The organism is Bradyrhizobium sp. SSBR45G (assembly GCF_030159255.1).
Taxonomy (GTDB): domain Bacteria; phylum Pseudomonadota; class Alphaproteobacteria; order Rhizobiales; family Xanthobacteraceae; genus Bradyrhizobium.
This window is the reverse complement of sequence record NZ_BSCT01000023.1, coordinates 113,312-132,099: the sequence shown is the minus strand read 5'-3', so window position 1 is coordinate 132,099 and position 18,788 is coordinate 113,312. Positions and strand designations below refer to the sequence as shown.

18 protein-coding genes are annotated in these 18,788 nt (G+C 65.7%); 9 read left to right on the top strand and 9 right to left on the bottom strand.

The genetic code is table 11. The annotated features are described in order from the left end of the window. Positions 1-435: 435 nt before the first annotated feature. From QQL87_RS24255 to QQL87_RS24245, 3 genes are all read right to left on the bottom strand, one after another. Positions 436-1,347: an NAD(P)-dependent oxidoreductase gene (locus QQL87_RS24255; protein ID WP_284421263.1), complete on the bottom strand. Its 912-nt coding sequence runs from the start codon at positions 1,345-1,347 to the stop codon at positions 436-438. Between the two features lie 224 nt (positions 1,348-1,571). Then, entirely contained in the window at positions 1,572-2,822 is a 1,251-nt protein-coding gene (locus QQL87_RS24250) for a Zn-dependent hydrolase (protein WP_284421262.1), read from the bottom strand. Further along, complete coding sequence (locus tag QQL87_RS24245) at positions 2,819-3,781, bottom strand: LysR family transcriptional regulator (protein ID WP_284421261.1); 963 nt, start codon at positions 3,779-3,781, stop codon at positions 2,819-2,821. Before QQL87_RS24245 ends, QQL87_RS24250 begins: the two co-directional genes overlap by 4 nt. A 113-nt stretch (positions 3,782-3,894) precedes the next feature. On the opposite strand from QQL87_RS24245, the gene QQL87_RS24240 reads away from it, so the two are divergent. The 6 genes from QQL87_RS24240 (at position 3,895) to QQL87_RS24215 (ending at position 9,494) form a co-directional block, all read left to right on the top strand. Continuing rightward, the gene (locus tag QQL87_RS24240; RefSeq protein WP_284421260.1) at positions 3,895-4,710 is read left to right on the top strand and encodes a putative hydro-lyase; all 816 of its coding nucleotides are present in this window, start codon (positions 3,895-3,897) and stop codon (positions 4,708-4,710) included. A gap of 83 nt (positions 4,711-4,793) precedes the next feature. After that, positions 4,794-6,038, top strand: coding sequence for an ABC transporter substrate-binding protein (locus QQL87_RS24235; protein ID WP_284421259.1), 1,245 nt, complete (start codon positions 4,794-4,796; stop codon positions 6,036-6,038). A gap of 157 nt (positions 6,039-6,195) precedes the next feature. Beyond that, the gene (locus QQL87_RS24230) at positions 6,196-7,074 is read left to right on the top strand and encodes a branched-chain amino acid ABC transporter permease (protein WP_284421258.1); all 879 of its coding nucleotides are present in this window, start codon (positions 6,196-6,198) and stop codon (positions 7,072-7,074) included. Continuing rightward, positions 7,074-8,078, top strand: a complete 1,005-nt coding sequence (locus QQL87_RS24225) for a branched-chain amino acid ABC transporter permease (RefSeq protein ID WP_284421257.1) — start codon at positions 7,074-7,076, stop codon at positions 8,076-8,078. The genes QQL87_RS24230 and QQL87_RS24225 overlap by 1 nt, the downstream gene beginning before the upstream one ends. Next, a complete protein-coding gene (locus QQL87_RS24220) occupies positions 8,075-8,806 on the top strand; it encodes an ABC transporter ATP-binding protein (protein WP_284421256.1) in 732 nt (243 codons plus the stop codon). The genes QQL87_RS24225 and QQL87_RS24220 overlap by 4 nt, the downstream gene beginning before the upstream one ends. After that, positions 8,790-9,494: an ABC transporter ATP-binding protein gene (locus QQL87_RS24215; RefSeq protein ID WP_284421255.1), complete on the top strand. Its 705-nt coding sequence runs from the start codon at positions 8,790-8,792 to the stop codon at positions 9,492-9,494. The genes QQL87_RS24220 and QQL87_RS24215 overlap by 17 nt, the downstream gene beginning before the upstream one ends. A gap of 409 nt (positions 9,495-9,903) precedes the next feature. Here the strand turns inward: QQL87_RS24215 and QQL87_RS24210 are convergent, their stop codons facing one another. The 6 genes from QQL87_RS24210 to otnC form a co-directional block, all read right to left on the bottom strand. After that, entirely contained in the window at positions 9,904-10,806 is a 903-nt protein-coding gene (locus QQL87_RS24210; protein ID WP_284421254.1) for an ABC transporter permease, read from the bottom strand. Positions 10,807-10,809: 3 nt separating this feature from the next. Next, on the bottom strand, positions 10,810-11,712 hold the full coding sequence (locus tag QQL87_RS24205; RefSeq protein ID WP_502871210.1) for an ABC transporter permease: 903 nt from the start codon (positions 11,710-11,712) through the stop codon (positions 10,810-10,812). Between the two features lie 128 nt (positions 11,713-11,840). Then, complete coding sequence (locus tag QQL87_RS24200) at positions 11,841-13,130, bottom strand: ABC transporter substrate-binding protein (RefSeq protein WP_284421252.1); 1,290 nt, start codon at positions 13,128-13,130, stop codon at positions 11,841-11,843. A gap of 37 nt (positions 13,131-13,167) precedes the next feature. Beyond that, positions 13,168-14,205 carry an ABC transporter ATP-binding protein gene (locus tag QQL87_RS24195; protein ID WP_284421251.1) on the bottom strand — a complete coding sequence of 346 codons (1,038 nt, stop codon included), beginning with the start codon at positions 14,203-14,205 and terminating at the stop codon, positions 13,168-13,170. A 494-nt stretch (positions 14,206-14,699) separates the two neighbouring features. Continuing rightward, positions 14,700-14,912: a hypothetical protein gene (locus tag QQL87_RS24190; protein WP_284421250.1), complete on the bottom strand. Its 213-nt coding sequence runs from the start codon at positions 14,910-14,912 to the stop codon at positions 14,700-14,702. A gap of 22 nt (positions 14,913-14,934) precedes the next feature. Next, positions 14,935-15,597: a 3-oxo-tetronate 4-phosphate decarboxylase gene (gene otnC / locus QQL87_RS24185; protein WP_284421249.1), complete on the bottom strand. Its 663-nt coding sequence runs from the start codon at positions 15,595-15,597 to the stop codon at positions 14,935-14,937. Positions 15,598-15,718: 121 nt separating this feature from the next. Here otnC and ltnD point away from each other — a divergent pair, with 121 nt between their 5' ends. From ltnD to otnK, 3 genes are read left to right on the top strand one after another with little or no spacing between them, the layout of a single operon-like run. After that, on the top strand, positions 15,719-16,642 hold the full coding sequence (gene ltnD, locus QQL87_RS24180; RefSeq protein ID WP_502871209.1) for an L-threonate dehydrogenase: 924 nt from the start codon (positions 15,719-15,721) through the stop codon (positions 16,640-16,642). 22 nt (positions 16,643-16,664) lie between these two features. Beyond that, positions 16,665-17,447: a 2-oxo-tetronate isomerase gene (gene otnI, locus QQL87_RS24175; protein ID WP_284421247.1), complete on the top strand. Its 783-nt coding sequence runs from the start codon at positions 16,665-16,667 to the stop codon at positions 17,445-17,447. Continuing rightward, positions 17,444-18,724, top strand: coding sequence for a 3-oxo-tetronate kinase (gene otnK / locus QQL87_RS24170; RefSeq protein WP_284421246.1), 1,281 nt, complete (start codon positions 17,444-17,446; stop codon positions 18,722-18,724). The genes otnI and otnK overlap by 4 nt, the downstream gene beginning before the upstream one ends. The last annotated feature ends 64 nt before the right edge of the window (positions 18,725-18,788 follow it).

The following is an 18,788-nucleotide window of genomic DNA, read 5'->3' as shown; positions in this document are numbered from 1 at the left end:
GTCCCATCGCCACAACACCCTAGCAGGTGTTGCACTTGTGGCGTGAGCCTAAGGGGCCCATAACCACCGGCCGACATTGTTGACCCAGGTATCGACCACCGTCCGCCCTCGTGACATCACGCGGTATGGGTCCCGGCGTTCGCCGGGACGACAGGGGTGTTTGAGGCGGCAACTGGACCAACAACGTCATTGCGAGGAGCGCAGCGACGAAGCAATCCAGAGTCGTCGCAGGACTCTGGATTGCGTCGCTTCGCTCGCAATGACGGAGGAGAGGGGTGTTGGGCGGACCGTAGGGTGAGCAAAGGCGCGACCGCGCTGCATCCGGATACGAGATCGTAGTGGCGTCGTGCCCACCGTCTTGCCGCGTGTGCGCTGATGGACGGTGGGCACGCTGCCGCCTGCGGCGGCTGCTTTGCCCACCCTACGCGCTCACAACTACGTCCTCGCCACTCGGCGGCAATGCTCCCACGCGGCGTGGATCAGGTTCTCGCTGGCCTCCGGCGTCCGGAACGCCGAATGCGCTGACAGCGTGACGTTCGGGATCGTCGTCAGCACGTGGCCGGCGGGCAGCGGCTCGGTGGTGAAGACGTCGAGGCCGGCGTGGCGGATGTGGCCGGAGCGCAGGGCGTCGATCATGGCGGGCTCGTCGACGATGGCGGCGCGGGCGGTGTTGACGAAGATCACGCCCGGGCGCATCTGCGCGATGCGCTCGCGTGACAGGAAGCCGCGGGTCTCGTCGTTGAGCAGGAGATGCAGCGAGACGATCTGGCTCTCTTTGAGCAGCGTGTCGAGATCGACGAACTCCACGCCCGGATGGCTCTTTGGCGAACGGTTCCAGGCGATCACCTTCATGCCGCTGCCGGACGCGATGCGCGCCACTTCCGCGGCGATGCCGCCGAAGCCGATCAGGCCGAGCGTCTTGCCGGTCAGCTGCATGCCGTCGTCGCGCAGCCAGTTGCCGGCGCGCATCTCGCGGTCCATCTGCGCGAGGCCGCGCGCCGACGCCCACATCAGCGCGATCGCGGCCTCGGCCACCGCCGTGTCGCCATAGCCCTTGATGAGGTGCACGGTGATGCCGAGCTCGGCCAGCTCCTCCGGATTCATGTAGCTGCGGGCGCCGGTGCCGAGGAACACGACGTGCTTGAGGCCCTTGCACTGCTTCGCGACCTCCGTCGGCAGCGCGGTGTGATCGACGATGCCGATCTCGGCGCCGTCGAGGATCGTGGGCCAGTCCTCGGGCTTGATGTCAGGATCGAGATGCACGCGCATCTCGGGATCGCCGGATTGGCGCTGCCGCTCGAAGATCTCGGCAAGCGAGTCATTGGCGTCGATGAATACTCCGCGCACGGGGTGGTCTCCTCAGTTTGAGCCGAGCTACAACCGCGAAGGCGGTGCGCTCCCTCCCCCCTTGCGGGGGAGGGTCGGGGAGGGGGGTGCCCCAGGCGAGACTGCCCGCATGGACCCCCACCCCCGACCCCTCCCCGCAAGGGGGAGGGGAGTTCAGCGTGCCCGCGCGATCTAGGCCTGCGTTCAATCAATGATAGTTGGAAGAAGTCAGAACTAACAGCCCATCACGACGCCACGCCGGCCAGCGACAGCACCGTATGCAGCAGCACGTTGGTGCCGGCGGCGCAGTCGGACTGCGTCGCGTCTTCGAGTTCGTTGTGGCTGATGCCGTCCTTGCAGGGGACGAACACCATCGCCGCCGGCATGATGGTGTTGAGGTTGCAGGCGTCGTGGCCTGCGCCCGATGTGATGCGGCGGTTGGAGTAGCCGAGCGTGCCGGCGGCGCGCTCGACGGCGTCGACGAGCTTCGGATCGAAATGCGTCGGCGGCTTGCGCCAGACCTGGTCGATCGTGATCTCCACACGTCGCTTCGTCGAAATCTCGGCTGCGGCCGCACGCAGGCTGGCATCGAGCGCCTCCAGCGTGTCGGCATTGGCGCTGCGGGCGTCGATGGTGAAGGCGATCTCGCCGGGGATGACGTTGCGCGAGGGATTGGCGATCACGGCCTCGCCGATGGTGGCAACCGCATTCGGCCCGAGCTTGAGCGCGATCTGCTCCAGGGTCAGCGCGAACTCCGACAGCGCCAGCAGGGCGTCGCGGCGCAGCGGCATCGGGGTCGAGCCGGCATGGCTCTCGAAGCCCGTGACCTTGCCGTCATACCAGAACACGCCCTGGCCGTGATCGACCACGCCGATGGTCTTGTTCTCGGCCTCCAGGATCGGGCCCTGCTCGATGTGCAGCTCGACGAAGCCGGAGAATTTCTGCGTCCCGACCGCGGTCGCGCCGCGATAGCCGATGTCGTCCAGCGCCGCGCCGACCGTGGTGCCCGCGGCGTCCTTGCGCGACAAAATGTCCTCGACGGTGAAGTCGCCGACATAGGCGGCGGAGGCCATCATCGCCGGCGCAAAGCGCGAGCCTTCCTCGTTGGTCCAGTTGACGATGCACAGCGGCGCGTCGGTCTCGATGCCGGCGTCGTTGAGCGTGCGGATCACTTCGAGCGCGCCGAGCGTGCCCAGAATGCCGTCGAACTTTCCGCCCGTCGGCTGGGTGTCGAGATGCGAGCCGAGCCCGACGGGCGGTTTCGACATGTCGCGGCCCTTGCGGAGCGCGAACATCGAGCCGAGCGTATCGACGTGAACCTCGAGGCCGGCATCTTCGCAGGCCTTCCGGAACCAGTCGCGGACCTGCTTGTCCTCCTGGCTCAGGGTCAGCCGGCGTACGCCGCCCTTTGGCGTGGCGCCGAATTTGGCTGTCTCGTGGATGCTGTCCCAGAGGCGGGCGGAATCGATCTGCAGATTGGTGACGGCGCGGCTCATGCTTGCATTCCCTGGACTCCGGCGTCCTGTCCATCGCGCGCCGCGGCGACGGCGTCAACCGACGCGGCCGGATGGCTGGCCGTCTGCGCCGTCTTGGCTGCAAGCTCGGCGACGCGCTCGATCGCGACCATCTCGGGCGACGACAGCCAGCTCGCGGTGAAGGTCAGCGGCGGAATCCGCAAATCCGTCTTGAGCTCCTGCAGGCGGCCGCTCTCGAGCTCATTGGCCACGATCGCGGCGGGAATGACGGCGACGCCGAGGCCCTCGACCGCCATGTGGATCACGGTCGCCAGCGAGGCGCTGGCGTGCAGCCGCATCGGCGGCAGATGCGGGCGATTGAACAGCGAGCGCACGTTGTCATAAGGCTGAGTCTTGCGCGGGAAGGTGATGATCGGAAACCGCGCCATCTGCTCCGCCGTGATCAGCCCGTTGCCGAAGCCCAATGCAGGACTGGCGAGAAAGCTGATCGGATAGTCGCACAGCACGCGGCTGCGGATGCCGGACTCGGACGGCGAGCCCAGCGCGAAGGCGAGCTCGATTTCCTGCGCCAGCAGCCGCGCGTGCAAATTCGGCGTGACGTCGACCTCGATCTCCAGCGACAGGTTCGGATAGCTCTCGTTGACGCTCTTGATCAGCCGCGGCAGCCAGTCGTGCACGATGGTCTCGGCGACGCCGAGCCGGAGCACGCCGCGCATCGCCGAGCGATCGCCGACCTCGGCCAGCATTTCCGCGCGCAGGCCGATCAGCTTCTCGGCATAAACCAGCATCTGCCGGCCGCTCGCCGTCGGTGACGCCACGCGATGGTCGCGGTTGAGCAGCTTGACGCCGAGCTCGCGTTCGAGCTGGGCGATGCGCTGGGAGATCGCTGGCTGGGTGGTGTTGAGGCGCTGCGCCGCGCCCCGGAAGCTGCCGAGCTTCACCACCCAGAGGAAGGTCTCGATGGAACGGAAATCCAACATGGTGCCCCGCTCGGATCAATTTGTTTTATCGATCCTGATTAAAAATGAAGATTAGACTTTATAGCATGGCTGATATTCAGTGAGTTTGTCGAGATATTAGGCAAACCCCGCACATGACTGTTTCTGTGGCACTGCAACAACCGGCCGAGACGGAGCTTCTCCCCAGCCATCGGGCCCGACTGGATTACCGCACCGGCAAGGGCTGGAGCACGGCGGGCGTCGCCAACGGCTTCGTCCAGGGCAATCTGGCGATCCTTCCCGAGAAATACGCCGGCGCCTTCCACCGATTCTGCCAGCTCAATCCGAAGCCGTGTCCGATCATCGGCATGTCCGATCCGGGCAATCCTTTCATCCCGGCGCTCGGCGCCGACCTGGACATCCGCACCGACGTGCCGCGCTATCGCGTCTGGCGCGATGGCGAGATGGTCGAGGAGCCGACCGATCTCAAGTCGCACTGGCGCGACGACCTCGTCACCTTCGTGCTCGGCTGCTCGTTCTCGTTTGAAGAGGCGCTGATGGCCGACGGCCTGCCGATCCGTCACATCGAGCAGGGTTGCCGCGTGCCGATGTATCGCACCAACATCGCCTGCACGCCATCTGGGCCGTTTGCCGGTCCCATGGTGGTGTCGATGCGCCCGTTCAAGCCGGCGCAGGCGATCCGCGCGGTGCAGATCACGACGCGCTTTCCGGCCGTGCACGGCGCACCGGTGCATCTCGGTCTTCCCGATCAGATCGGCATCGCCGACATCAGCAAGCCCGACTACGGCGATCCCGTGCCGGTCGCGGCGGATGAGATCCCGGTGTTCTGGGCCTGCGGGGTCACGCCGCAGGCGGTGATCGCGGCGGCGAAGCTGCCGTTCGCAATCACCCATGCGCCGGGCCTGATGCTGATCACCGATCTCAGGAACAAGGATCTCGCCGTGCTCTAATCAGGCAGCCGATGCTGCTTCTTGAGGCTTTACCAGGAACGTCAACCCCTCCATCGATGCGCCTTTCATCAGAGGATCTCGCAATGTCCATCACGCGCCGCAACGTCTTGCTTGGAGCCACCGCCGCCGCCGCACTCGGGCCGATCGCCGCCCGCGCCCAGACGTCCGAAGTGAAGATCGGCATCATCTATCCGTTCTCGGGCGCCAGCGCCCAGATCGGCGTCGATGCCCAGCGCGCGTTCGAGACCGCGGCCGAGATCATCAACGGCAAGTACGATTACGACCTGCCGCTCGCCCGCACCGAGGGCCTGCCGGGCCTCGGTGGTGCCAAGATCAAGCTGGTGTTCGCCGATCACCAGGCCGACCCGCAGAAGGGCCGTGCCGAGGCCGAGCGCCTGATCACGCAGGACAAGGTCGCGGCCATCATCGGCTCGTATCAGAGTTCGGTCGCGGTGACCGCGAGCCAGACCTGCGAGCGCTACCAGATCCCGTATCTGTCGGCCGACAACTCCTCGCCGAGCCTGCATCGCCGCGGCCTGAAATTCTATTTCCGCGCAGCGCCTCATGACGAGATGTTCTCAGGCGCGATGTTCGACTTCTTCGATGCGATGAAGAAGAAGGGCACCAAGATCGAGACCCTCGCGCTGTTCCACGAGGACACCATCTTCGGCACCGATTCCGGCAACGCCCAGCTCAAGCTCGCCAACGAGCGCGGCTACAAGGTCGTCGCCGACATCAAGTACCGCGCCAACTCGCCGTCGCTCTCGGCCGAGGTGCAGCAGCTCAAGGCCGCCAATGCCGACGTGCTGATGCCGTCGAGCTACACCACCGACGGCATCCTGCTGGTCAAGACCATGGCCGAGCTCGGCTACAAGCCGAATGCGATCGTGGCGCAGGACGCCGGCTTCTCCGAGAAGGCGCTCTATGATGCGGTCGGCGACAAGCTCGAAGGCGTGATCTCGCGCGGCTCGTTCTCGCTCGACCTCGCCGCCAAGCGCCCGATGGTCGGCGCGATCAACGACATGTTCAAGGCCAAGTCGGGCAAGGACCTCAACGACTTCTCGTCGCGCCAGTTCATGGGCCTGGTGGTGATGGCCGATGCGATCAACCGCGCCAAGTCCGTCGATGGCGAGAAGATCCGCGATGCGCTGGCCGCGACCGACATGCCGGGCGCCCAGACCATCATGCCGTGGAAGCGGGTTAAGTTCGACGAGAGCGGCCAGAACAACGACGCCGATCCGGTGCTGCTGCAATATATCGGCGGCAAGTTCGTCACGATCTTCCCGACCCAGGCGGCCGTCGCCGAAGCCACCTGGCCGATGAAGTAGGCACCTCTGGCCCGAGGGGCGGGGTTCTTTACGAGACCATGGCGGAGCATCGGTCGTGCTCCGTCATTGCGAGGAGCGCAGCGACGAAGCAATCCAGGAGCCTGGCAAAAGGTCTGGATTGCTTCGCTTCGCTCGCAATGACGGGGGAGCAATTGAAGTGACAGCAGAAACAATCATTCAAAGTCTCGCCAGCGGCCTGTTGATGGGCCTGCTCTACGGCCTGATCGCCGTGGGCCTGGCGCTCGTCTTCGGCCTGATGGACGTCGTGAACTTCGCCCATGGCGAGTTCCTGATGATCGCGATGTACGCGACATTCTTCCTGTTCGCGTTTTTCGCGCTCGACCCGATCTTGGCCGCGCCGCTCGTCGCCGCCGCGCTGTTCGTGTTCGGCGCCGTGGTCTATCTCCTGGTCGTCAGATTTGCGGTCAGGGCCAAGGCCAATACCGGCATGGTGCAGATCTTCTCCACCTTCGGCCTTGCGGTGCTGATGCGCGGCGTTGCGCAGTATTTCTTCACGCCGGACTATCGCAGCATTCCGCACTCCTGGCTGGGCGGCAAGACGATCTCGATCGCCGGCATCTATCTGCCGCAGCCGCAGCTGATCGGCGGGCTGATCGCGATCGCCGCATTCGCCGGCCTGTACTTCTTCATCCACCGCACCGATTTCGGCCGGGCGCTGGAAGCGACACGTGAGGATGCCGGCGCGGTGGCGCTGGTCGGCATCGACAAGAACAAGGTGTTCGCGCTCGGCTGGGGCCTTGGGGCTGCGCTGGTCGGTCTCGCCGGAGCGGTCATGGCGATCTTCTTCTACGTCTTTCCCGATGTCGGCGCCTCCTTCGCGACCATCGCCTATGTGACGGTTGCGCTCGGCGGCTTCGGCAGCGTGTTCGGCGCCTTTGCCGGCGGCATCATCGTCGGTCTCGTCGAAGCCATCACCACGCTGATCCTGCCGCCGTCGCTCAAGACCGTCGGCATCTACAGCGTCTACCTCCTCGTCGTTTTCGTCCGCCCGCGCGGCCTGTTCGGATCGATCTGATGGACAAGGCATTCATTCAACGTCGCCGGCGCGACCTCGTCGTTGCCGCCTGTCTCGCGGCCATCGCGGCCGCCGTGCCGATGTTCGTCAAGGACGTCTACGTCCAGAACATCATGGTGCTGACCCTGCTGTATGGGGCGCTGTCGCAGAGCTGGAATATCCTGTCCGGCTATTGCGGCCAGATCTCCCTCGGGCATGCGCTCTATTTCGGGCTCGGCGCCTATACGACCGCGATCCTGTTCACCAAGTTCGGCGTGCTGCCGTGGTTCGGCATGCTCTCCGGCGGTGTCCTGTCCGCCATCATCGCGATGGCGCTCGGTTATCCGTGCTTCCGGCTCGGCGGCCATTACTTCGTGATCGCCACCATCGTGATCGCCGAGATCACGCTGCTCCTGTTCCACAACTGGGACTGGGCGGGAGCGGCGCTGGGCATCGACATCCCGGTCCGGCGCGACTCCTGGGTGACGTTCCAGTTCACGCGCTCCAAGCTGCCGTATTTCTACTTCGCCCTCGGCCTCGCCTGCGTCGCCTGGTTCGTGACCTGGTGGCTGGAGGATTCGAAATGGGGCTATTGGTGGCGCGCGGTGAAGGACAATCCGGTCGCGGCGGAAAGCCTGGGCGTCGACGTGTTCAACTCCAAGATGGGCGCCGCGGCCGTCTCGGCCTTCCTGGTCGCGATCGGCGGCAGCTTCTATGCGCAGTTCGTCTCCTACATCGACCCCGAGAGCGTGATGGGTTTCCAGTTCTCGCTGCTGATGGCGCTGCCTGCGGTGCTCGGTGGTATCGGGACTCTCTGGGGCCCGCTGCTCGGCGCCGTGATCCTGATCCCGCTCACCGAGTTGACGCGTTCCTTCATCGGTGGCTCCGGTCGTGGCATTGATCTGATCGTCTATGGTGGCCTGATCATCGCGATCTCGCTGGCGCGGCCGCAGGGTCTGGTCAGCCTGTTCTCCCGCAAGCCCAAGCCGGCAGCGAATCCGGTCAGAGAGGCGGTGGCGTCATGACGGCTCTGCTGGAAACCCGCAACATCACCCAGCGTTTCTCTGGCCTGACGGCGAACTCCGACGTCTCGATCTCGGTCGGGCGCGGCGAGATCGTCGGCCTGATCGGTCCGAACGGCGCCGGCAAGTCGACCTTGTTCAACCTGATCGCCGGCGCGTTCAAGCCGACCGAAGGATCGATCATCTTCAACGGCGAGGACGTCACGGCGCTGCCGGCGGCCGAGCGTTGCCAGCGCGGCATCGGCCGCACCTTCCAGGTGGTGAAGAGCTTCGAGAGCATGACGGTGATCGAGAACGTCATCGTCGGCGCGCTGGTGCGAACCACGGTCATGCGCGAGGCCCGCCGCAAGGCGCAGGAGGTGCTGGATTTCTGCGGCCTCGGCGGGCGCGCCGACGTGCTGGCCAGCGACCTCGTGCCGTCGGAGAAACGGCGCCTGGAAGTGGCCCGTGCGCTGGCGACGGAGCCGAAGCTGCTGCTGCTCGACGAGGTCTTGACCGGCCTGACGCCGGTCGAATCCCAGAAGGGTGTCGAGCTCGTCCGCCGCGTCCGCGACACCGGCATCACGGTGCTGATGGTCGAGCACGTCATGGAGATCGTCATGCCGCTGGTCGACCGCGCCATCGTGCTCGATCTCGGCAAGGTGCTGATCGAAGGCAAGCCGACGGACGTCGTCCGCGATCCCAAAGTCATTTCCGCCTATCTAGGAGACCGCCATGCTGTCGGTGCGTGACGTCACCACCGCCTATCAGGGCCTCGTCGCGATCTCGAACGTCTCGATCGACGTCAACAAGGGCGAGATCGTCTGCGTTGCCGGCGCCAACGGGGCCGGCAAGTCGACGCTTCTGAAGTCGATCGCCGGCGCCGAGCGGCCGCGCGCCGGCAGCGTCACCTTCGACGGCAACCGCGTCGACGGCATGGCGCAGCATCTGATCACCGCGAAGGGCATCGCCTATGTGCCGGAGAACCGCCGACTGTTTCCGCGGCTCTCCGTGCGCGACAATCTCAGGCTCGGCAGCTACCTCTATCGCAGCGAGGCCAATCGCGAGGAGCCGCTCGACTTCGTGTTCAAGCTGTTCCCGCGCCTTTCCGAGCGGCTCGAGCAGCGCGCGGAGACGCTGTCCGGCGGCGAGCAGCAGATGCTGGCGATCGGCCGCGCGCTGATGACCCGGCCGCGGCTCTTGATGCTCGACGAGCCGTCGCAGGGCATCATGCCAAAACTGGTCGACGAGATCTTCCAGGCCGTGAAGCGCATCCGCGACGTCGGCATGACGGTGCTGATCGTCGAGCAGCGCATGGCCGAGTGTTTGGAAATCGCGGACCGGGCGTACATCCTGCAGACGGGGCGTGTGCTGATGCAGGGCACTGCCGCGGAAATCAGCGGCAACAAGGATGTGCGGAAGGCGTATCTGGGGCTATGAGGTGAGGCTCTTGTAGGGTGGGCAAAGCGCCGCCGTGAGGCTGCGCGTGCCCACCGGCGGTGCTGGCGAGTGGGGACGGTGGGCACGGCGCGCGAAGCAGCGATAACGACGACAACGAGCCGGGCGCGCCTTTGCCCACCCTACGCACCGAGCAACAGCTGTGAGATACAGCGCCCTCGCCCCTTGCGGGAGAGGGCATGTACGGCCTATCCGCGTACGCGGTTGGGTGAGGGGTATTTGTCCGCGCGCGGCGCCCGTAGAGACAAACCCCTCACCCAACCGAGTTTGACGCACTGTCCTACATGCCCTCTCCCGCAAGGGGCGAGGGCGCATTCACGGGCATCGCGCTCGCGGCTTGTTGCTAAACATCGCGACCATGAGTTTGACCGCCACTACTTCCGCCGTTGAACTACACCAGGCCCTTGCCGGCATCCGAGCCCTGGCGGCGTTGGCGGGCCTGCAGCACCAGGATCACGGACAACGCCGCAAAGATCACGATGAACGACACCGCCGATGTCAGCGTGCCCAGCGCATAGATGTCGGGCTTGGTCACCGTCGTCGTCAGGCCCTGCAGCTCCAGCGGCAGCGTGTTGACGGAGCCGATGGCCTGGCTGGAGCGGGCGAGTTCGTCCCAGGACAAAGTGAAGCCGAACAGCCCGATGCCGACGACCGACGGCAGGATGATCGGCAGCACGACGTGGCGGAAGGTCTGCCAGGGTGTGGCGCCGAGGTCGCGGGCCGCTTCCTCGAGCCGGCCGTCGAAGCGGTTGAAGATCGCGAACATGATGAGGAGGCCGAACGGCAAGGTCCACGTCAGGTGCGCGCCGAGGCCCGAGGTGAACAGGCCCATCGCAGTGGTATGGCCCTCGGCGAGCCAGCCGAGGCCGTAGTCGGCCGCGTGCTTGTTGATGAAATCGTCGATCAGCCGGAATTCGAGCGCGATGCCGAGCGAGGTGATGATCGAGGGCATGATCAGGCTGGCGATCGCGGTGTAGAACACGAACGAGGCGCCGCGGAACGGCTTGCGGAACGCCATGCCGGCGGCCACCGACAGCACCACGGTGATGACCATCACGACGAGGCCGAGCGCCAGCGAGCGCTTGAAGGCGGCGCCGATGTCGACGATGCCGCCGCCGGAAAACACCTTGCCGAACCAGGTCAGCGATACCCCGTTCATCGGGAAGGTGAGGCCGCCGTCGGGGCCTTGGAACGACAGGATGTAGATCGCGATCATCGGGCCGTACAGGAACAGCACATAGGCCGTGAAGAACAGCGCGAGGATGTAGAAGGAGCGGGGGCGCTTGTCTCCCATCTCTCAGAGCTCCTTGCGCACGTCGACGATCCGCGTCAGCGCGGAGATGATCACGATGGTGATGCCGAGCAGGATGACGGCGTTGGCCGCGGCGGCCGGGAATTGCAGCGCCGACAGGCGCGCCTCGATGATCTTGCCGGCCGAGGCGATCTGCTGGCCACCCATCACGCCGATGGTGACGAAATCGCCCATCACGATGGTGATGACGAAGATCGAGCCGATGACGATGCCGGGCTTTGCCAGGGGAATGATGATGTTGACCAGCGTCTGCCAGCCGGAGGCGCCGGCATCATAGGCGGCTTCGATCAGGCGCTTGTCGATGCGGATCATCGAATTGAAGATCGGCACCACCATGAAGAAGGTGAACAGGTGCACCAGCGCCAGCACCACCGAGAATTCGGAGAACAGCAGCCATTCGACCGGCTTGTTGATGAATCCTGCGCCGACCAGCCCCTGGTTGACGAGGCCGTTGCGGCCGAGCAGCGGGATCCAGGCGATCATGCGGATGACGTTGGAGGTCCAGAACGGGATCGTGCACAGCAGCGACAGCACGATCTGCCAGGTCTTGCTGCGGACATGGAAGGCGAGGAAGTAGGCGACCCAGAAGCCGATCATGAGCGTCAGGCCCCAGGTCAGGAGGCACAGCTTCAGCGTCTTCAGATAGGTCTTTAGGATCGTGCAGAGCTCGGGCAGGTTGGCGACGCAGCCTTCGAACGTGTCGGTGTAGCCGCGGAAGCTGAACGCCGGGATCATCTCATATTCGTTGTAATCCCAGATGCTGACGATGACGACGAGCACCAGCGGCAGCAGGAAGAACAGCGCAAACACCAGTGTCATCGGACCGGCCTGCAGCCAGGCGATCGAGCGCACGGCGATCTTGCGCCAGCCGCTCGCCGCCGGCGCTATCGTGTCAGGCGTATTGTCGATCGTCACGGCCACGGGAAAGACCTGTCGTCCGGTGCGGATGGCTTGGGCGGTTGGGAAAGGGCTGCCGCGCCCACGACGTCATGGGCGCGGCAGCAATAGCGGTCACATCAGGCGGCGATGAACTCGTTCCACTTGCGGACCATGTAGTCGTTCTCGTCCATGACGGCGTTCCAGCAGACGACACCACCCATGCGGTCGTCATAGGAGCCGCCGTCGCGCACCGCGCCGGCCTTCTCCATCAGGGTGCCGTCCGGCGCCTTGATGTCGTTCTTCGCCGGCTTGCCTTCCATCCAATAGCCCCACTCGTCCTCGGTCATGTTGGCCTTGGCGGTCGAGAGCACGGCCGAGTAGTAGCCCTGGCGGTTGAGGTAGGCGCCGGCCCAGCCGGACAGGTACCAGTTGACGAACTCATAGGCCCAGTCGAGCTTCGGGCTGCCGCCCACCGCCTTCGAGACGCAGAAGCCCGAGGCCCATGAGCGATAGCCTTCTTTCAGCGGCTGGAACACGCAAGGAATGCCCATCGAGCGCACCTTGGTGACGGCCGGCGACCACATCGACTGGATCACGGTCTCGCCCGAGGCCATCAGGTTGACCGACTCGTTGAAGTCTTTCCAGAAGGCGCGGAACTGACCGGCCTTCTTGGCCTCGGTCAGCACCTTCATGGTGAGGTCGATCTCGGCCTTGGTCATGTTGCCCTTGTCGGCATATTTGTACTGGCCGGTGGCCTCGACGACGAGGGCGGCGTCCATGATGCCGATCGAGGGAATGTTGAGGATCGAGGCCTTGCCCTTGAACTCGGGGTTCAGCAGCTCGGCCCAGGACGAGATCGGGCGCTTGATCAGGTCGGGACGGATGCCAAGCGTGTCGGCGTTGTACACGGTCGGGATCAGGGTCACATACTCGGTCGGCGTCGCCGAGAAGGTCTTGGAGTTCGCGCCCTCGAGATAGAGCACCTTCCACGGTGCGGTGCCCTGGCCACCGATCTTCTTGCCGTTCGGCAGCTCGCCTTTGGTGAAGACCGGCGTGATGTTGTCGAATTCCTTGATCTTGCGTGCATCGAGCGGGAAGATGTTGCCCGACGGCACCAGCTTCTTCAGCGAGAAATATTCGGTGTCGAGCACGTCGAACGAGTTCGGCTGGGTGATGACGCGCTTGGTGACGTCATCGGTGGTCGCCGTGATGTATTCGATCTTGATGCCGGTGTCGGCGAGGCACTTCTTCGAGATCTCGTCGCCCTCGTTCACGGCGGTGCCGAGATAGCGCAGCACCTTCGGGTCGGCGGCGTGGACGTAGGGCGCGCTGAGCAGCGTGCCCGAGCCGGCGAGACCGGCGACGCCGGCCGCGCCCTTGAGCAGCGAGCGGCGGCTGATGGATGGTGTCTTCGATCGATCAGTCATGATCATCTCCTTGGAGGGAACAACGGGCAAACGAAAATCAGGCGACCAGCTCCGCAGCCGGCGCAGCCGCGGCGGCAGGGCGGGGCGTCAGTGCGTCGGCAAGCGCCGGATTCCAGGTCACGACCACGCGCTCGCCGATGCTGTGGGTGTCGGCATCGAACTGGTCGTCGCTGAGCTGCGCCGAGATCTCCGGGCCGCCATCGGTCGCCACCGCGACCAGCACATAAGTGCCCTGGTACTCGATCTTGCTGATCGTGCCCGGCACGGCCGGGCCATCGATCGCAGCAGTCGGCGCCTTCAGCTGGATGCGGTCGACCCGCACCGCAAAGGTTTCGCCGTTCAGCGGGATGACGTTGTGGCCGCCGATGAAGCGGGCCGCGAATTCGGTGCGCGGATGGTTGAAGATCTCGCGCGGGCTGCCCTGCTGCTCGATCTTGCCGCCATTCATCAGCACCACGAGATCGGACAGCGCCATCGCCTCGTCCTGGCCATGGGTGACATGGACGAAGGTGAGGCCGAGCTCGCGCTGCAGCCGCTTCAGCTCGGCGCGCATGCGCAGGCGCAGGAACGGATCGAGCGCCGACAGCGGCTCGTCGAGCAGCAGGATCTGCGGCGAGGTGATCAGCGCGCGGGCGAGCGCGACGCGCTGCTGCTGGCCGCCGGAGAGCTGCGCGGGCAGGCGCCCGGCGTAGCTCTGCATGTCCACCAGATCGAGCAACTCGCGTGCTTTCGCATGGCGCTCGGGCTTGGCGATGCCCTTCATCTTCAGCGCAAAGGCGACGTTGTCGATCACCGAGAGATGCGGAAACAGCGCGTAGGACTGGAACATCATCGCGGTGCCGCGTCCGGCGGGCGGCAGCTCGGTGACGTTCCGCGCGCCGACGATGATGTCGCCGGATGTCGCCGATTCATGGCCGGCGATCATGCGCAGGGTGGAGGTCTTGCCGCAGCCGGAGGGACCGAGCAGGCAGCAATAGGAGCCGGCGGGAATCCGCAGGTCGATCGCGTCGACGGCGGTGACGTGACCGTACATCTTCGTCACCTTCACCAGTTCCAAGCTCGCGCCCGCCGCCATCCGCCCTCCTTAGTCTTCTCAAGTCATGAACCGGGCATGGATCATGGGCCGCACGGCCGGGTGCCCGGGCCCCGACACGTGTCGCGTCTGCAACGGATATGCCAAAGATTGGCGCACGGATCGTGCGCTGCACCAAGCGTGCGCGCCGAGCGCCGTTCGGTATGCAATGGGTCGGAGCCTGCAGCCCGCTTCCACTGGCGGCGTGCGCGGGCCGGGCGATGACCCGGGAAAACAGCTGCAACCACGGCGCTGTGGAGGCACTTCTTGGGGTCCCTTCGATGCGCCTGGCGCGTGCGGCGGATCGCGCGACAATCGATGATGGAAGGGCTGGCCGCGTACCAGCGCCACACCGACGCGGCACTGCCACTGCCTGCCTATCGATCGAGCGGCGGCTGAGTGCTCGCACGGCCAGAGTCTGCCTCGATAATAGGCATCAATGGTGTTCGGAAGCAAGGCGGCTCAATCAGCGACACGGCGGCGCAGGCGCCGCCCGGCTAGCGCAGCCGCGCCTCTCGCTGGGCGCGGGCAGCCGCCAGCAGCATGCGTTCCGCAATGCCGCGCAATTCGCTGACGCCGATCGGATTGGACTCGGCGAAGATGGCATAGGAGTCGGTCGCGATCGGAAACCAGCGATAGAAGCGGGCCTCCTCGAACAGAATCTGGGCGGCGGCTTCGATCTCGGCGGGTGATGGTGCGGGGTATTGCATGCGCCTCCATCCGACCGTTCGGTCAGTGATGACCGGTGTGGTCGGGCAGGCTGAGGCCGAACGTTTTCACGAGGTCGGCGACCTGCTGTGGCGACAATTGGCGCGGGTTGAGCCCGCGCAGCAGCAGATAGAGTTTTGCGGTTTCCTCGAGCTCCTCCATAGCGAACACCGCCGCCTCCAGCGTATCGCCGGACACCACAGGACCGTGATTGGCCAGCAGCACCGAGGCATATTTGCCGGCGAGACCCTTGATCGCGTCGGCCACGGCGGGATCACCCGGCCGATGATATGGCACCAGCGCCGTCTGACCGCAGCGCATCAAATAATAAGGTGTCAGCGGCGGCAGCACCGCGCGAGGGTCGATCTCGGGGAGCATCGAGATCGCGACCGAATGCGTGGAATGCAGATGCACCACCGCACGCGCGGCGTCGCGTGTCTGATACAGCGCGGTATGCAGTGGCACCTCCTTGGTCGGCGCGTCGCCGGAGACCAGCCTGCCGGTCGCATCGAGCCGCGAAAGCTTCGCCGGATCGAGGAAGCCGAGCGAGGCATTGGTCGGCGTCACCAGCCAGCCGCCGTCATCCAGCCGCACGCTGATATTGCCGGACGAGCCCGGCGTCAGGCCGCGCTCGAACAGCGAGCGGCCGAACCGGCAGATGGCTTCGCGAATCGCAGTGTCCGCCACGGGTTTGATCCTCACTCGTCCGTCGTCTGCCGCTTTGTCTCACGCTTTGGCAAGGCGGCCAAGCCGTGATACCCAGGGCGTAGTCCGGGCCAACCGGACGTCGTCAGGAAACGCTTCAGGGATTCGCCGCATGCCGTCGCCATCGCAATTGAACGTCGCCGTGATCGGGCTGGGCTCGATGGGATTCGGCATGGCGACCTCGCTCAAGCGCGCGGGCTTCGCGGTGACCGGATGCGACGTGTCGGCGGACGCCGTGGCGCGTTTCGTGGCCGATGGCGGCAAGGGGGCGCACAGCCCCTCCGAGGCGGCCGCGGGCGCCGACATCGTGGTCAGCGTGGTCGTCAATGCGGCGCAGACCGAAGCCGTTCTGTTCGGCCCCGGCGGTGCCGCCGAGACCATGCCGAAGGAGGCCGTGTTCGTGTCCTCCGCGACCATGGATCCCGATGTTGCGCGTCGCCTCGCCAAGCAGCTGGAGGCGACCGGCCAGCACTATCTGGATGCACCGATATCCGGCGGCGCGCAGCGCGCGGCGCAGGGTGAGTTGACCATTCTCGCCTCCGGCAGCCCGGCGGCCTTCGCCAAGGCGCGGCCGGCGCTCGATGCGATGGCGGCGAAGCTCTATGAGCTCGGCGATGCCGCTGGGCAGGGCGCCGCATTCAAGATGATCAACCAGCTGCTCGCCGGCGTGCATATCGCGGCCGCCAGCGAGGCGATCGCCTTTGCCGCCAAGCAGGGGCTGGACATCCGCAAGGTCTATGAGGTGATCACCGCCTCGGCCGGCAATTCCTGGATGTTCGAGAACCGCATGCCGCATGTGCTCGACGGCGACTACACGCCGCGCAGCGCGGTCGAGATCTTCGTCAAGGATCTCGGCATCATCCAGGACATGGCGCGCACTCACCGGTTCCCGGTGCCGGTCTCGGCCGCCGCGCTGCAGATGTTCCTGATGACGTCGGCCGCCGGCATGGGCCGCGACGACGATGCGTCGGTGGCGCGGATGTACGCGCAGGTTACCGGCACCAAGCTGCCGGGCTCATCCAAGTAACAACGAGACGAGTTCTCACGCCATGCCCCGCTTCGCCGCCAATCTCTCGATGATGTTCACCGAGCATCCGTTCCTCGACCGTTTCGCGGCCGCCGCCAAGGCCGGCTTCACCGCGGTGGAATTCCTGTTTCCCTATGATCATCCGGCCGAGGAGGTCGGCAGGCGGCTGCGCGAGAACGGTCTGACCCAGGCGCTGTTCAACCTGCCGCCCGGCAATTGGGATGCCGGCGAGAAAGGCTTTGCGGCGCTGCCGGAGCGTTTCGACGATCTCAAGGCGAGCCTGGAGACGGCGCTGCCTTACGCCAAGGCGACCGACGTGAAGCGGTTGCACATGATGGCGGGGATCGCGGAGCGCAGCGATGCGAAGGCGGTGGAGGCCTATGCGAAGTCGGTGGCCTGGGCGGCGGAGTTCTTCGCGCCCCACGGCCTCGACGTCGTCCTCGAGCCGATCAATGCGCGCAACGTGCCCGGCTATTTCCTCAACGATTTCGGCTTCGCCCGCGATCTCATTCGCGATCTGAAGATTCCGAACCTGAAGCTGCAGTTCGACATCTATCACTGCCAGATCATCCATGGCGACGTCACGATGCGGCTGCGCGAGATGATCGACATCACCGGCCACATCCAGATCGCCAGCATTCCCTCGCGCAACGAGCCTGACGGCGAGGAGCTGAACTATCCGTTCCTGTTCAAAGAGCTCGACCGGCTCGGTTATGCCGGCTTCGTCGGCTGCGAGTACAATCCGCGCGGCCGCACCGAGGACGGGCTCGGCTGGTTTGAGCCCTATAAGGGAGTGAAGCCGTGACCTTGAAGCTCGGCTGCATCGCCGACGACTACACCGGCGCCTCCGATCTCGCCAACACCCTGACCCGCGCCGGCTTGCGCACGGTGCAGACCATCGGCGTGCCGGCCGACGACCTCGCGCTGCCCGAGGTCGATGCCGTCGTGGTGTCGCTGAAGAGCCGCTCGATCGAGGCCTCGCTGGCCGTGGCCCGGTCGCGCGAGGCGGACACGTGGCTGCGCGCGCGCGGCGCTGATCATGTCTTGTTCAAGATCTGCTCGACCTTCGATTCGACTGACGCCGGCAATATCGGCCCGGTCATGGACGCGCTGGCCGGCGATGCTGGCGACGGCATCGTGCTGGTCACGCCGGCCTTCCCGGAGACCAGGCGCACTGTCTATCAGGGCAATCTGTTCGTCGGCGCCGTGCCGCTCAACGAGAGCCCTCTCAAGGATCACCCGCTCAACCCGATGCATGACGCCAATCTGGTGCGCGTGCTCGGCCGGCAGAGCACACGGAAGATCGGCCTCGTCGATCTCGCGACGGTGGTGCATGGGCCCGAGGCCATCGGCCATCGCCTCGCCGAGCTCGCCGGGCAGGGCATCGGCGCGGCCATCGCCGATGCGGTGTTTGACGCCGACCTGACTGCGATCGGCGCGGCAGCCTTGCAACGTCGCGTCTCGGTCGGCGCCTCCGGGATCGGACTCGGTCTGGCGCGGGCGCTGGTCGCGGCCGGGCATGTGCATTCCCATGGCTTTGCGCATCATCATGCCGACGCGCCGGTCGGCGGCATGGCCGCCTGCCTCGCCGGCAGCTGCTCGCAGGCGACGCTGCAGCAGATCGCGCAGGCCGAGACCATCATGCCGGTGCTGCATCTCGACGCCGGGCGCCTGGTCGCCGGCTCGGACGAGACGCAGCGGGCGCTGGCCTGGGCACGCGAACGCATCGCCGAGAGCCCCGTGCTGATCGCCTCCAGTGCCACGCCGGATCAGGTCGGCGCGCTGCAGGCCAGGCACGGTCGGGAGGCTGCGGGTCATGCCATCGAGCAGGCCATGGCCGATCTGGCCGATGGACTGATCAAGGCCGGCGTCAGGCGTCTGGTGGTCGCGGGTGGTGAGACCTCCGGCGCGGTCGTGGACCGGCTGAAGATCCCCGGCTTCCTGGTTGGGCGCGAGATCGCGGCCGGCGTTCCGGTGCTGCGTGCCATCGGGACCGAGGGAAGCGAGATGCTGCTGGCGCTGAAGTCGGGAAATTTCGGCGGACCGCAATTCTTCGCTGACGCGCTCGATCTGATGCGATGAGATGACTCGGCTGCGGACGTCCAGGCTGCTGCGCCCTACATCTCAATGGTTGAGGTCTGTCGTT